This window comes from Streptomyces sp. NPDC001902, assembly GCF_042891295.1.
Classification (GTDB): domain Bacteria; phylum Actinomycetota; class Actinomycetes; order Streptomycetales; family Streptomycetaceae; genus Actinacidiphila.
On record NZ_JBIATA010000023.1, the window covers coordinates 1 to 14,415 of the forward strand.

The window sequence follows — 14,415 nt, forward strand, 5'->3', positions numbered from 1 at the left end:
TGCGACATGCGTGCCGTGACCGAACCGGTCCTCGGTGTCCGGCGAGTCGGAGAAGTTCCGCTCCTCGACGACCTGTCCGGCCAGATCGGGATGGGTGGTGTCCACTCCCGTGTCGAGGACGGCGATACGCGTGCCGGTGCCGTCGAAACCGGCCGCCCACGCCTCGGGTCCGCCGATCTGCGGGACGCTCTTGTCCAGGCTCGCCTGGACGACGCTGTCCAGCCACACCGAGGCGATACCCGGTGCGACGGTGCGCTTCATCGCGTCGGCGGACCCGTTGGTGACCGCGGACCACAGTTCCGCGCTGCCGTTCGCGGGCGCGCTGACGGCGTCGGCGTCGATGCTGCTCAGCGTCCGCTGCACGTCAGCGCCGCCGGTGGAGCGCAGCGCAGTCCGCGCCTCCGGACGGGCCGCGTCGTACATCACGATGAGCCGCAGGTCATGGCGGTCCGCGTAAGCCGGCGCGCTCAGCGTGGTGATGTCGAACAGACGCCGGTCCACCCGACCGTTCTGGACCAGGCTCCGCGCGTCGTCGGGCACCGCATAGGTGTGGCCGTCACGGGTCTCCACCCGGATGGGCATGTCCTCCCGGCCCTTGGCGGGACGCGCGGCGACGATCTCGCCCTTCGCGTTCACCGCGATCCGGTCACCGGTGATCAGTGGAATCCACCGGTGCACGCCGGTCCCGGCCGCAGTCCCCTTGACCTCGGGGCCCGTTCCGAAGGCCGAGGCCGAGAACGGCGTGGCCGACGATGCCGTGCCGGTGGGCGCGGAGAGTGCCACGGACACCGACGGGGTAGCGGCGACCAGCAGCATGCTGATTCCCAAGACCGTGCCGATCGCAGGTCTCTTGGACGTGAATTTCACGGTTTCCTCTCGTTCATTCACCCCGCGCCAAAGCGTGCATTTCACGGCGGACTTGGGGTGCGCCGCACAGCGAAGCACCCGCCCCGAGCGGGTGTCAACGGGTTGATCTTGGATAGACGAATGGTAAACGGGTCGTCAACCAGCAAGTTATCTCCGGCATGAAGCCACTTTTCCACCCCAACCCGCCCACCGTCCGGCAAGGCAGGCGCAAACCAGGCACCACCTGCGGTGATATCGCACGACGGCCGACAGCCTCCATTCCTCCTCCGCGAAGTAATCCATCCGGAATTCATCATTTCCCCGCCCGCCCCATTCGCTTCGACCGGATGTGAAGACGCCATTGGGCGAGCAACCGTCCCAGTAATTCCGCGTCCGGACAGACAACGTCCGCTCGCACCCGGCAAGGCCGCCAAGCGAATTCATCATCGGTAACGCCGACTGGCACACCGCCTCCCAACTGACCGAATGCACACGCCACCTGAGCCACAGGAAGTCATCGGCGGGCGAAGACCGTTCACCTGCGGCAAGAAGAACTGCACGCTACGGACTGGCGCCCGGCGACCTGGGCTGGTGCATGGATGCGACCGCCACGTGCAACGAGGCATCGATACCTGCTTCCCGCACATCTCCGATGTGAAGGAGCTGCCGGACGACGGCGACCTCGACCTCAGTCGCGATCACCTCGGCCGGGGGCCACCCCACCGAAGAAGGCGAACAAGATCAGCGCGCCTCAAGGTCCACGAAACCCACCGACAAGCCCACTCGCCCATGCGCACCACCGTCGATCACACCTCGCAGCGCGAGCACCTCGGCGGCCTGCGATGTCGATGCCCAGCAGCACCCCGGGGACGGACAGACTTGCGGGTCACCTTGTCATGCAGCGCAATGATCACTCGCATGTGACGCCAGCCGAGCCCACCCCACCGCCACCTGCAGCGATGACTCTCCGAGCCCGACAGGTGCCGCGCCGTTCGCATCACAGGTTTGCCTCCGAAGAAATAGGAGCATATGCTCGTATCTGTTCGCCGGAATCACCGGCAACCGATCGACACGCAGGCCCGCCCCGGCCGGATCTTCGAAGGAGACACGACATGGCGAACGCGGAAAGCAGTGACACCGACCGCCAGGGACTCAGCTACTACCCGTGGTGGCTGGACAACCTGGCCGACGACGTCACCCTGGAAGGCGCCGCCATGAACGGCACCGCGCGTGGCGCGGAAGCGGTTCGCGCCATCGTGGTCAAGGCCCGCGAACTGTACGAGTTCCAGGACTTTAGCTTCACCGGAGACTTCGGTGACAACGGCTTCCTCGAGATCTACGACGCCGCGGTCCTCGGCGAGCCCATGAAGGTCGTCGTCACCGTCACCTGCAACGCCGACGGACAGGCCCAGGAACTCGCGGTGCTCCATCGGCCGCGCAACACACTGCTGCTCTTCTCCCGCGAGATGAACAAGAAGTTCGCCGGCACCCCCCTCGCCGAACACTTCCTCGCCGACGAGTCCTGAGACGACGATCGCCAGGCGGGTCTCAGCGCCCAGCCCAGGCGCCGTCTCCTGGGCCGTCTGGCACGGTCGGCTGCGAAGCAACCCGAACTCTGCCCGTTGGGATCCAAAAGGGTTCGGCCCACGGACGGCCTGAGCAGGCCCCGCTGGGTCGTCGAGCAGACCTTCGCCTGCCCCACCAGTTCGAGCGGCCCCGGATCCGCTACGAGATACGTGCCGATCTCCACCTGCGCCTGCTCCCCCACGGCTGCACCATCACCTCCTTGAGAGGCCTCCGGGACCACTCCGCTGTCACCCGCGTGATCGCGGAGATCCACGCTCCTTCGGCGGCCGCAGTTCGATCAAGCTGCCCGACAGCGAACGGAACGTTGACCGCTTCGGAGCGCAGAACTGCGGCGGCTACCCGAGGCAGCAGTACGCCAACCGGAGAGATCCACCTCGGTCCGCCACCATCGAGTCGTCACATCCGCGCCGGTCACATCGTCTACCTAGCGTGAACATGGGAACCCAATGAGACGCTCGCACTGCCGTGGCTGCAGGTGCGCTCGCCGGCCCAGCCTATGGCGCGGCTGGGCCGTGCCGCGCGATGGCAGACGCCATCCGCCTCGGCTGCTCCTATCGTGAGCAGCTTCGCGGAACGACACACTGAGCCGAGCGCCGGAAAGCTTCACTCAGACCGACAGCACACGACTGTTGCCATCCGCCGGCATCCGATTCGGTATGCCACCGGTCCGGGGTGGGCCGCACCACTTCGAAAGGGAACAGTGCCGACGTGAGCGAACACTTCTGGTTCACCGTGTTGGGCCCATTGCGCGCCCAACACGGCTCGACAGAGATCGAACTGGGATCCCGTCAGCAACGCACGGTCCTTGCGGCGCTTCTACTGCGAGAGAATGGCCATGCCTCGGTCTCCGAGCTGGTCGAGGCGGTATGGGGAAAAGTTCCGCCACGCACGGCTAAGCAGACAATTCGTACCTACATACACCGTTTGCGGAAGATTCTGGGACCGGCACACGACGCGGGAGCCTCGGTCATCGTCTCCACGGGTAATGGCTACGCACTGCGAGTCTCCCCCAGCCGACTGGATCTAAGTGTGTTCCGTCAACGGCTTGCAATGGCGGATGAGGCCGCCAAAACAGGACACCACACCAGAGCCATAGCCCACCTCCGCGATGCTCTCGACCTGTGGCACGGAGAACCGCTGGCCGGAATTCCCGGAACATACGCCATGTCGCAGCGCAACCGACTCGAGGCGTTGCGCCTTGTCGCAGTTGAGCGACGCATCAACGCGGAATACGAGCTCGGCCGATTCGGTGAGGCCACCGCGGAGCTCTACGATCTGGTCGCCAAAGACCCACTGAACGAGAGATTCAGGGAGATGCTCATGTTCTCCCTCTGCAAAACCGGGCGGCAGGCCGAGGCGCTTGCGGTGTACCGAGAAGTACGGAATCTCCTCTCGGAGGACCTGGGCATAGATCCCGATCCCCGGCTGCAAATTCTCCACGAACGTGTCCTAAAAGCTGACGCTGAATTGCTGGTGTCGGACATATTCCCCGATCCCGCTGTCGGCTCTACCCTCCCGGAATACACGGCCGACACCGCCCCCGAGGTGTCGCCACCCCAGGCGGCCCCGCCGCCCGCCGACGCGGCAGCGTGTGTCGGCTACGACAACGAACTAGCCGTGCTCGACGCCCTGCTGGCTGCCGATGCACAAGGCGCCACCGCCACAGCGAGCGGCGTGATCGTCGTCATGGCCGGAGTGGGTATGACCACCCCTGCCGTGCACTGGGCACACCGGATCGGACATCGTTTTCCCGATGGGCACATATACCTCGATTTGCGCGGATCTGATTCATCCAGCCCGGCCATGGCTCCGATCGAGGCATCCGGATCGATTCTCCGGTCACTCGGAGTTTCCTCGCCGCTGCTCCCATCCGACCTGGAGGGTCGAACAGCGCTTTATCGCAGTCTGCTCTCCGGCCGGCGGATATTGCTGGTGCTCGACAATGTCCGTGACGCGGAACAGATCCGCCCCTTGCTGCCCCGCACGTCGAGTGCGCTGGTGGTCGTCACCAGCGGATGATCTCCGGCACATCGGTTCACATGAGAGTTCGACAAACTCACCGCGAAGTTCGGCACTGTGCCGGTGGTCGTAGACAAGTCTGCCCCGACAGGATTCCTCTCGCTGACCGTTGCCGCGATGCGGGCTGACGGGTCGCCATGGGTTGGATCGCCGACCTCTAGCCCGGCGAAGCCAGAACGATGCCGCTGTCATCGCGGACGCCGCGCTCGCCGGAACTCACCGCCCTGGTCGGCATCGACCAGGACCTGACGGCCGAGGCCACCCGCACCTCCAACCGGATCCGCGGTCTACTCCCTCAGTTCCATCCCCGTCCCGGCACGGGCGCCCTCGACATCGTCGCGCCATCGCCAGTCAAGTCTCCGGCCACCGCGCACGGACCCTCGTACTTCGGTAGTTGCTGCCACGCGATCCCCGTGTAAAGCACGAACAGGATGCCCTGCAGGCACAGCCGGTCGGGCACTGGCCTAATGCTCGGACCAAGGTGGCAGGATCGGCCCGATCATTGCCCACAACTCGTCCTCTACGGACCCACGGCTTGATGCTCACGCTCTCACGAACGGCTCAATCATCTGTCCGGTTACGGCTGACCTGCGCGGCACGTCCATATACGAGCGCCGTGGGGTGCGTGTCAGATGAACAGGACGCTCTCGATGTCGATGGTGACGAGTTCCACGTCCCGGAACACAGTGCCGTTCTCTCCGCGGCGGTAGACGCGCCGCTGGGTTGGAATCATGATCCCGTCGAACTTCCTGTACTCGCCGACGTAGTGTGCGGCATGTCCGGCGTTGATGACCTCAGGCGTGTAATCATGCCTGCGCAGCAACCCGTCCGAGTCGAAGTAGAAGACCTGCTGCCGGCTGTGCGTCGCAATGTGGTCCGGGAAAGTGACCTTCAGGCGCCTCCACTCCTCTCCCTGTTCCGTGACAGGAGACAGTTCCACAGCCCTGAATCCCGGCGAGGTGAACGTGAACGGAGACGTGAGGTACGTCCACATTGCATAACCGGCGAAGTAGGCAACGTGCAGATCGTCCCAAGCAGCACGCACGTCGGCCGGGAACGAAGCACGAGGGTCGAATCGCTCGGCCGTCACCTCCCCCGTGGAGGTCTCGACGGCCACTCGGTGCGGGGTGAAGGACGTCCGCAGGTGGGGCGCGGTATACGGATAGTGGCTGACACTCTGCCGGTACAGGTCGATCGAGACAGCCGTATGACTCAATACCCCCTCCTGCCCCTTCAGTCGCCACAGCGAGCCTCCGACGCGGAGATGCGCGGTCGCTGAGCTGAACTGGTTGTAGCGCGCCAGCCCCCCGTGCGCCTCAGTGGCAATGGCGACAAGATCACACATATCGAACACTCCTTCGTCTATTGATGGCCGCACGACCGGGCCGCACGCCTCCAGCGGACAGCAGGCGACCGTGAACCCCTCTTTAGGAGCATATGCTCCTATCTGCATCGCGGCAAGGATGGGGAGACATCGCCGTTCATGGCTGCAACCACGAGTCCAGGAGATCTCCTGGGGCCGGCTTACGCTGCGGCGGGCGATCACCCAGTGCCGGCGGTCCTCGCGGTGCCAGGGGCGGACCTCCACGCGGCCCAGTCGAAGACGCGCGGGCCGTGGGCGCCGGCGCTGCACGAGCGGCGTTCCCACTTCTGCCTGGGCAGGCCGTTGAACAGGTCGTGGACGGGGTGGTCCATGGCCAGCGGCTCACGACGGTGCCATGGCGGGTTGCTGCGGCGGCGCTGGACGCCTTTGCCAGCCTGCCGGGTCAGACCATGTTGAGCGGGAATCTCCGTGCGGTCGCGGAGATCAGACTGCAAGTGTTTGCGTTCTCCAGAGCCGATGACTGCGGCTGGGACACAGGTGAGGAGGCCCGAGCCAGCGCGCGCCTCTGCAGGACAGGCGGGACGCCATGGCCGGGCCTCGATTTCACTCACTGAATCACCGGTGACGTGCCGCACGAACGCGGTGCGGGGGCCGAGGTCGGCCCCCGCACCGTGCCGGTACTCGTCAGAGCGGCAGGTGCTGCTTCTTTCGGCGGTGTCGCTCACTGAGGGCAGTGAGCGTGGCGAGGACTGAGAAGGGAATGAACGCGATCAGCATCTCGCCGGCGGTAAGGCCACCGTGCAGTACTAGGAACGCCAGCGTCACCAGTGTTCCTGCCACCAGTCCCACGGGGATGGGGTGGCGTGCGGACCAGCGGTTCGCAGCGTCACGTCGTGGGGAAACACCCATGGTCACCACTGGTTCCATCTGCTGTAGCGGTACCAGCCGAGCACGGCCGGCATCTCCGGGGCGACCGCTCGCCCGGCCGGACAGGGGAGCGGGTCCTGTACGGTGCGCTGCGCGGACGCCCGTGCGGCACGGTGGCGTGCTCCTGGGTCGGCCCGATCGGACGAGGGCCCGGGACGCGCGCGCAAGCAGGGTCTGGCCACGCCGCTGGGGCTCGGTACCGGGGCTCGGGCGGCCGGCGCATCCGTCCTGTCGGTCAGAGATGTCGCTGGAAGTCGAGTTCGCTGGCCAGCAGTGCCGCACCGGCAACTCCGGCGCGCGGGCCGAGTTCTGACAGCACGATCTGCAGGTTACCCGTGGCGAGCGGAAGCGAGCCCTTGTACACGACGCTGCGGATCTCGGCGAGCAGTAGGTGGCCGAGGCCGGAGACGCCGCCGCCGATCACGATCATCGACGGGTTGATGAAGCTGACCAGTGTGGCGAGGACTTGCCCCACCCGGTGGCCGCCGTCCCGGATCAGGTTGACGCACGTGACGTCGCCGCCGGCCGCGCACTCCGCCACGTCCACGGCGGTGAGGAGGCCCTCCGCGGCGAGGCGTTCGGCCAGCGCCGGCGACTGACCCGAACGGGCGGCCTCGGTGGCGTCCCGGGCGAGGGCCACACCGCCGAAGAGGGCCTCCAGGCAACCGGTTCTGCCGCACGAGCAGGCCGGTCCCTCAGCCTCGACCTGAATGTGGCCGATGTCGCCCGCGGATCCCTCCGACCCGCGGTAGATCTGGCCGTTGACCTGCACACCGCAGCCTATTCCGCTGCCGATCTTGACGAACAGCAGGTTGTCGACGGTCTTGGCGACCCCCGCGTACCGCTCGCCGAGGGCCATCACGTTCACGTCGTTGTCCACCACGACCGGGCAGCCGTGCGCGCGGGTGAGGGTGTCCCGGACGGGGAAGCGGTCCCACCCCGGCATGATCGGCGGGGAGACCGAGATCCCCTCCTTGAAGCTGACCGGCCCCGGCAGGCCGATGCCTATGGAGTCGAGCCGCGCGCACCCGGCCTGGTCCGCCATTTTGTTGAGGAGTTCGTTGACCCTGTCCAGGACCGCGCGCGGACCTTTGCGGATATCGGCCGGCTCGGCATAGGAGGCGATCGGTTCCAGCCCTCCGTCGGTGATCTCGATGTCGATCGAGCTGGCCCCGAGGTCCACCGCCGCGAACCGGATTTCGGGATCGAGTTGGACGAGAGTGGAGGGGCGCCCGCCTCGAGAGGTGGCCGGACCCGCCTCGAGCACCTTCCCGGCGGCGATCAAGCGGTCGAGTTCAGCGAGCAGCCTCGGCCTCGCCACTTCCAGCTGGTCGGACAGCTGTGCGCGCGACAGCGGCCCGAGGTCGCGCAACAGGCACAGCGCGCGGTACTGGATGGTCACAGGCTCACTTCCTGGGTATCAGCCGCATGTGTGACAAAACGTTAGGGGCGTTACGTCATAAGCGTCAATGGCTTTCGCACGGATCACCGAAAGTTAAATCGGAAACAAAAAAAGCATCGGCGTGTCGAGAAGTTACCCGCCCCGAATCCCGGTCCGGGACTGACGGCATGTGGACACACCTGAGGGCCCGGCGGCCGCCGTCCGGCGACGGCCGCTGGTGGGCCCTGGAGCCTCCGGCAGGGTGCTGCCCGCCGTGACGGCCGGGCAGCACCCTTCGCATCAGCCGGCCAAGCCTCCCTTCACGGCGAGGGCATCGCGGGCAAGTGCGGTCCGCGCGGTCGCGTCGGTCACCAGTCCGGTGTCCTTGGCCAGTTGCGCGACCTGGTCCAGGACCGCGGCCGCCTGGTTGGTACGCCCTGCGTCGGCGTGCGCCCGGGCCTGGTCGAGCCGGACCGTCAGCCGCTGCCGGCCCTGCTCGGTCAGCCGGTTCTCCGCACGCAGTTGGGTGATCAGGGTGTCCATCTCGTCGAAGGAGGTACGGGTGGTGAAGTGCACCGTGCGCGAGGTGGTGTTGCCCGCCGCGTCACGACCCGTGACCACCAGGTCGTGGTCACCCAGCGGCAACCGCCACAGCAGCAATGGCTGCCCCGGCGTGACGGGCGTACCGTCCAGCGTCGCGGTCGCGGTCGGCCCTCCGGAGACGGCGTCCGTGACCGATACCACCGGCGTCGGGCGCTGGGAGTCCCCGTAGGCGGTGTCAGCCGTCACGCCCGTGACCGTCACCGTGGGTCCGGTCCGGTCGATCCGAACGGCGATGGTGCCGACCGCGGAGATGTTGTTGGCCGTGTCCGTCGCCCGGTACCGGATGGAACTCATCCCCTCCGTGGAGAGGGTGACCGCGCTGTTCGCGCTCAGCCAGGTCGTGCCGCCGTTGAGCGAGTACTCCCGGCTCTTGATGGCGCCGTTGTCGGTGGCGTTGACGGTCAGCGACACATTGCCGGTGTACCAGCCGTTGCTGCCGGTGGGCTGCGCCGGGTTGAACGCCGCCGTCGCCGTCGGCGGGGTCCTGTCGGCGATACCGGACCCCTGGAAGGTGAAGGAGTCCACATCGACGCCGCCGGAGGACGTGACGTAGAGCTGCCCGGTGCCGGAGGGAGCCGTGCTCAGCGCCGTGTTGATCGTCTGCCAGCCCTCACCCGCCGGGACCGTGATCGTGGCGAACGGGTCGGACCTGGGTGTGCCCCAACGCAGCGACAGAGTGCCGGCGCCGGTGGCGCGGGTCTGCACCCCGGTGATGCCGGCGAAGGACACCGGGTCGTAGCCGATCCAGTCGCCGTTGTCGAAGGCGGTCAGCTTGCGCTGTCCGGACGCGGTGGCGTCATCGGTGATCACGACGCCCTGGGACGAGTCGTAGTGTTCGCCCTGCATGAGGGCGGGGTTGAGGACGACCTGGGCGTCGCTGGTGGCGGGCGGCACGGAGCCGGCGCCCCGGTCGGTGTAGGTGAGACCGAGGACGCCGAAGACGTTCTCCGTGTCACCGTGGCCCGCGTCGGCCGGGGTGGTGATCGCCCCCGAGCAGCCGGTCCCGCTGCTCACCGGGTGGCCGTGCTGGTTGTGGCCGAGGCCGAGGGTCCAGGCGGCCTTGGTGCAGTCGACGTTGGTGCCGTCCTCCGGATCGTCGATCCGGGTGGCGTACGGCACCACATCGCCCCAGGTGAAGAAGCCACCGTTGGGCGGAGAGGTGAACGCCACCGTCGGAGCGGTGTTGCCCACGGTGATCTGCTTGCTGGTCAGGCCGGTCTTGCCCTCGGGGTCGGTGACCTTGAGGCGGGCACGGAGCTGGCCGTTGTCGGCATAGGTGCGGGTGGCCGTGGGGCCGGTGGTCTCGAAAGTGCCGTTGCCGTCGAGGTCCCACTGGTAGGTGAGGGCGGAGCCTTCCGGGTCGGTGGAACCGGTGGCACTGAAGGAGACCGTGAGCGGTGCCTGGCCCGAGGAGGGGCTGGCGCTGATCACCGCGGTGGGGGCCTTGTTGCCTTCGGCGTAGTCGATCCGGTACAGGCCCGCGTCGGGGTTCTGCCGGAAGAAGCCGTCGCCGTAGTCGAGGACGTAGAGCGCGCCGTCGGGGCCGAACTCCAGGTCCATCGGGTTGTCCCACGGCGGGATGCCGTTCTCGGAACGCTGGCTGTTGGGGAGCACGTTCTCCAGCTTGGTGACCGGTCCGTCCGGGCCGGCCAGGGTCAGGGCGGCGACGTAGTCCTGGGAGAACTCCCCGAAGAAGGCCTTGCCGTCCCAGTAGGCGGGGAACTTGCCCGGGGCGGGGTTGGACGCGTCGTAGTGGTAGACCGGGCCGCCCATCGGGGCCTGGCCGCCGGGGCCGCCAGGACCGCGGAAGGCGGTCAGTTCCGGCCAGGGCTGGTCGGTGTCGCGGTCGCCGTACCACAAGGTGGCCGCCCTCGACGGGGGCAGCTGGGTGAGGCCGGTGTTCCAGCGGGAGTCGTTGACCGGCGCGGCGCAGTCGAAGGCGGGGCCGGGGGTGAGGGTGGCGAAGTCGAAGTCCCGGTAGGGACGGGTGTTGTCACCGGTGCAGAACGGCCAGCCGCTGTTCATGGCGGTGGTGGTGGTGTCCCACTCGACGTAGCCCATCGGTCCGCGGTTGGGGTCGGCGTTCCCGGCGTCGGGGCCGTAGTCGCCCCACATCACCGCGCCCGTGGCCTTGTCCACCGTCATCCGGTAGGGGTTGCGCAGGCCCATCACGAAGATCTCGGGACGGGTCTTGTCCGTGCCGACGGGGAACAGGTTGCCCGGCGGGATGGTGTACGTCCCGTCGTCCTGGACGTGGATGCGCAGGATCTTGCCACGCAGGTCGTTGGTGTTCCCGGAGCCGCGGCGCTCGTCAAGGCCGGGGTTGTAGGTGGCCGCGTCGTTGATCGGGGTGTACCCGTTGACGTTGGGGCCCGACGCGGGAGTGTTGCCGCCGGTGGCCAGGTAGAGGTTGCCCTGCGCGTCGAAGTCGACGTCGCCGGCGACGTGGCAGCACTGACCGCGGTTGGTGGTGACGCGGATGATCTCCTGAGCGGTGGACAGGTCGAGCTTGTCCCCCGTCCACTTGAAGCGGGTGAGGGTGTCGTAGCCCTCCCACTGCTTCCAGTACGCGTCGGTCTGCCCGGCCGGCAGCCGCTCGGGGGCCGCACCGGCGGGAGTGCTCAGCGGCGGCGAGTAGTAGAGGTAGACCCAGTGGTTGGTCGCGAAGTCCGGGTCGAGGGTGACGGTCTGCAGACCCATCTCTGAGTTCTGGTAGACGTCGAGGTGGTTCACGACCTTGGTGATCCCGGTGCCGGGGTCGGTCATCCGCAGATCGCCGTTGCGGGCGGTGTGCAGGACGCGCAGATCGGGCAGCACGGCGAGGTCGATCGGCTCGCCGGTGTCCTTGCTGAGCGTGGCCTTCTCGTAGTTCGACCAGTCCACGGCGGGGTCGGCGCTCGCCTGCGCCGCAAGTGCGTCGTCCGGGTGCGCCTGCGCCGCCGGTGCCAAGGCGAGACCGCCCAGCACGGGCAGCGACGCCAGGAGCACCCCGGCCATGAGGCCTCTCAGGGTACGGTACACAGTGATGCGTCTCCTTGGTCTGTGCCGGTCAGGAGGTGCGCAGCCGGGCCGGCCCGCCGGTTGCGCCGTGGCAGCGGTACGCAAACGGCGGGCTGTGCCCAGTGGAGTGCCTGCGATCAGGCCAGCAGCCCCTTCAGGGCCGTGAAGCTGCGCTGCGCGGCGCCGAACGAACCCGGCGGGTTGGGCTGGGTGTTGGGCGCGGTGTCCTGCTCCCAGATGCCGACATGGCTGCCGCGGGCCCCGATGTCCCGGATGAACTGCTGGTACGGCAGGACGCCGGCGCCGAACTCGACGATGGAGTAGCCGTCCGCCCCCGAGCTGGCGGCGCCGTCCTTCATGTGGAACAGCGGGTACCGGTAGGGCTGGTTGCGCACGTAGGCAGCGGGGTCGAAGCCCGGCCAGCGGTGCTGGCCCACGTACGCCCAGTACACGTCCAGCTCCAGGTAGACGTAGCGCGGGTCGGTGTTGCGCAGGAAGACGTCGTACAGCCGGACCGACGGCTGGTCGGAGGCGAAGGCGAACTCTCCGGCGTGGTTGTGCTGGTAGAGCTTCAGACCGCGGGCGGCCGCGGCCTGCCCCCAGGCGTTGAACTCCTCCGCGGCGGCGAGGTAGCCGGCGACCGTGTTGGAGTTCGACGGTGCGTTGGCGGTGCCGACGTGCGGCATGCCCAGGATCTCCGCCGCGTCGAGCTGGCCCTGGAGGTTGGAGCGGAAGTCCCCGATGCCGACGTGGCTGCCGATCGCCTTCAGGCCGTTGTCGTCCAGCAGTTGCCGGATCTCCTGGAGCGTGATCTGCCGGCCGAGGATCGAGGTGTTCTGCGTGTAGCCCGCGAACTCGACCTCCTTGTACCCGATGCGCGCCATCTCCTCCAGGACGACCCGGAAGCCGAGCGAGCTGACCTTGTCGCGGACGCTGTAGAGCTGCAGGGAGATGCGGTCCTTCGGGATGGACAGGATGCTGGTCGCGGCGGAGGCGGACGGCGCCGCCGCGGCGCCGACGATCGAGGCGGCGGCGACCGCCACAGTGGTGGCGGCGGTGGCCCGCAGGAAGTCTCTGCGGTCGAAGGACTTGTCCAGGTGGCCCACGGTCACTCCTTGATGGGTGGGGCAAAGAAGAGTGGGGTGTGAGGTGTGAGGTGCTGACGGCGCGGAGCGCTGTTCGCCCGTGGACGGGCTGCGATCACAGACCGGTGCCCTCGGCAGCCGCTTCGGCCTTCGCCTGCGCGGTACGCGCCGCCACCTTCGCGGCGAGGTCGGCACCGCGATCCTGCGGGGCCGCCTTGGCGGCCCGGGCGAGCGACGCCGAGGGGGCGGTGGTCGTCGCGGCGATGCCGCCGCGCACGCGGGCCAGTTCGCCCACCTGGAGGGAGGGGCTGTTGTCCGTGGCGGTGAGCTTGCCGCGGACGATGGTGTTGTCCAGGACGGCGTTCGCGTTGTTGCCGGTGACCGCGAGGTCGCCGCCGAGGTAGGTGGCCTGCGCGCAGGAACTGAGCGGGCCGTCGCCGCCGAGCTGGAGGGTGTCGGAGTTGTTCTGGTACGCCGTGTCGCCCTGGACTTCGCTGGCGCACAGGACACCGCCGAGCGTGTTGGCGCTCACGGTGAGCGTCTTGGAGACCGTGCTGTCGTACACGTCGGTGTAGAGGTTCGCGTCGCCGGAGACGGCGCCGGAGACGGTGGTGCCGGAGATGTACAGCTCGCCTGAGGAGGCTCTTATGTCTCCCTTGACCGTGGCGTCTACGCTGTACAGGAAGCCTTCGACGGCCGATATGCCGCCACTGGCCGTGGTGTTCTGCACATGTACGCCGAAGGCCCCCTGCTCGGTCACCGCGCCCTTGACGCTGCTGTCGGTGATGTCCAGGTAGGCGTTGTCCCCGACGGAGACGGTGCTGCTGAAGGTGACGCCCTTCGCCACGAGGTCGGCGCCGGCCTCGATCGTCACCGTGCCCTTGACCTTCGTACCGGTCAGCGTGCACGACGCGCCCGCCGGCACCACGAGGGCGCCGCTCACGGTGACGGCTCCGCCTTCTCCCAAGCAGGTGGTCGTCAGCGCCGCCTGCGCGGGCGCCGCAATCGTGACCAGCCCTCCCGAGGCCACCAACGAAGCTGCAACAAGGTAGTAACGGATCTTCATGGAGCTTCCCTTCTGCTGCTGCTACGGCCACGGCGACATGCCGCGGCCGGGAACCCCCGCCACGGCGGGGTGCTGCGGAGTGCGGGACAACTGTTACGACGGAAACCCGCTACGTGCGGCGGGCGGGAGCTCGGCTTCTCGTCGGCGGTGAGGACGCGTCACATACGGCCCCGGCATGCGGGGTGGGTTGCAAGGCCGCACTGGCGTTACGTCGACGCAACATCGCGTCGATCGGCTGGAACGCTAATCGGGGTCCCCAGTGGTGTCCAGAGCTTTGGACGGAGTCATCAAAATCTTTTGGGCGAACCGTCAAAAGATCGCCGTCATACGTGAATTGAATCCGCCCAAATGTTGGATAGCACCTTGACATGGGTAACGCTCTGCTGCACGCTCGTGACGCTTCGCCACCCAGTCAGCGGTTCCAGGCACCATCGTCATCCCTGACAGGAGCGCTCATGCCGACCGGATCGTGGATCGCCGGCGCCCGTGGCTCTGTCGCCACCGCGGCACCTCCCGGACCGCTCGCCCTGCGCGCCGCACCGGCCGAACCCACCGGACGTGTGACCTCGTTGCCGCT

General features: G+C 67.6%; 9 protein-coding genes and 2 pseudogenes. 3 read left to right on the plus strand and 8 right to left on the minus strand.

The genetic code is table 11. The annotated features are described in order from the left end of the window. Positions 1 to 816 (minus strand): S8 family serine peptidase (locus ACFYYN_RS30595; protein ID WP_500548320.1); only part of this gene is annotated, 816 nt, incomplete at its 3' end. A gap of 1,142 nt (positions 817 to 1,958) precedes the next feature. Between ACFYYN_RS30595 and ACFYYN_RS30600 the strand changes: the two genes are divergently transcribed. From ACFYYN_RS30600 to ACFYYN_RS30610, 3 genes and pseudogenes are all read left to right on the plus strand, one after another. Next, positions 1,959 to 2,372 (plus strand): hypothetical protein, encoded by a 414-nt coding sequence (locus ACFYYN_RS30600; RefSeq protein ID WP_500330824.1) that lies wholly within the window; start codon positions 1,959 to 1,961, stop codon positions 2,370 to 2,372. Positions 2,373 to 3,141: 769 nt separating this feature from the next. Then, a complete protein-coding gene (locus ACFYYN_RS30605; RefSeq protein ID WP_500548321.1) occupies positions 3,142 to 4,452 on the plus strand; it encodes an AfsR/SARP family transcriptional regulator in 1,311 nt (436 codons plus the stop codon). 27 nt (positions 4,453 to 4,479) lie between these two features. Beyond that, a pseudogene (locus ACFYYN_RS30610) lies at positions 4,480 to 4,760 on the plus strand (IS110 family transposase); the annotation flags it as partial. Between the two features lie 320 nt (positions 4,761 to 5,080). Here ACFYYN_RS30610 and ACFYYN_RS30615 read toward each other — a convergent pair. From ACFYYN_RS30615 to ACFYYN_RS30645, 7 genes and pseudogenes are all read right to left on the minus strand, one after another. Continuing rightward, on the minus strand, positions 5,081 to 5,905 hold the full coding sequence (locus ACFYYN_RS30615; RefSeq protein ID WP_500548322.1) for a hypothetical protein: 825 nt from the start codon (positions 5,903 to 5,905) through the stop codon (positions 5,081 to 5,083). A 48-nt stretch (positions 5,906 to 5,953) separates the two neighbouring features. After that, positions 5,954 to 6,185: pseudogene (locus ACFYYN_RS30620) on the minus strand (IS701 family transposase); the annotation flags it as partial. A gap of 275 nt (positions 6,186 to 6,460) precedes the next feature. Beyond that, a complete protein-coding gene (locus ACFYYN_RS30625) occupies positions 6,461 to 6,601 on the minus strand; it encodes a hypothetical protein (protein ID WP_500548323.1) in 141 nt (46 codons plus the stop codon). Positions 6,602 to 6,938: 337 nt separating this feature from the next. Beyond that, positions 6,939 to 8,105 carry an ROK family protein gene (locus ACFYYN_RS30630; protein ID WP_500548324.1) on the minus strand — a complete coding sequence of 389 codons (1,167 nt, stop codon included), beginning with the start codon at positions 8,103 to 8,105 and terminating at the stop codon, positions 6,939 to 6,941. A 279-nt stretch (positions 8,106 to 8,384) separates the two neighbouring features. Next, positions 8,385 to 11,684, minus strand: a complete 3,300-nt coding sequence (locus ACFYYN_RS30635) for a PQQ-dependent sugar dehydrogenase (RefSeq protein ID WP_500548325.1) — start codon at positions 11,682 to 11,684, stop codon at positions 8,385 to 8,387. A 140-nt stretch (positions 11,685 to 11,824) separates the two neighbouring features. Continuing rightward, positions 11,825 to 12,793, minus strand: coding sequence for a sugar phosphate isomerase/epimerase family protein (locus tag ACFYYN_RS30640; protein ID WP_500548326.1), 969 nt, complete (start codon positions 12,791 to 12,793; stop codon positions 11,825 to 11,827). Between the two features lie 94 nt (positions 12,794 to 12,887). Further along, positions 12,888 to 13,838 carry a hypothetical protein gene (locus tag ACFYYN_RS30645; protein WP_500548327.1) on the minus strand — a complete coding sequence of 317 codons (951 nt, stop codon included), beginning with the start codon at positions 13,836 to 13,838 and terminating at the stop codon, positions 12,888 to 12,890. Positions 13,839 to 14,415: the final 577 nt, after the last annotated feature.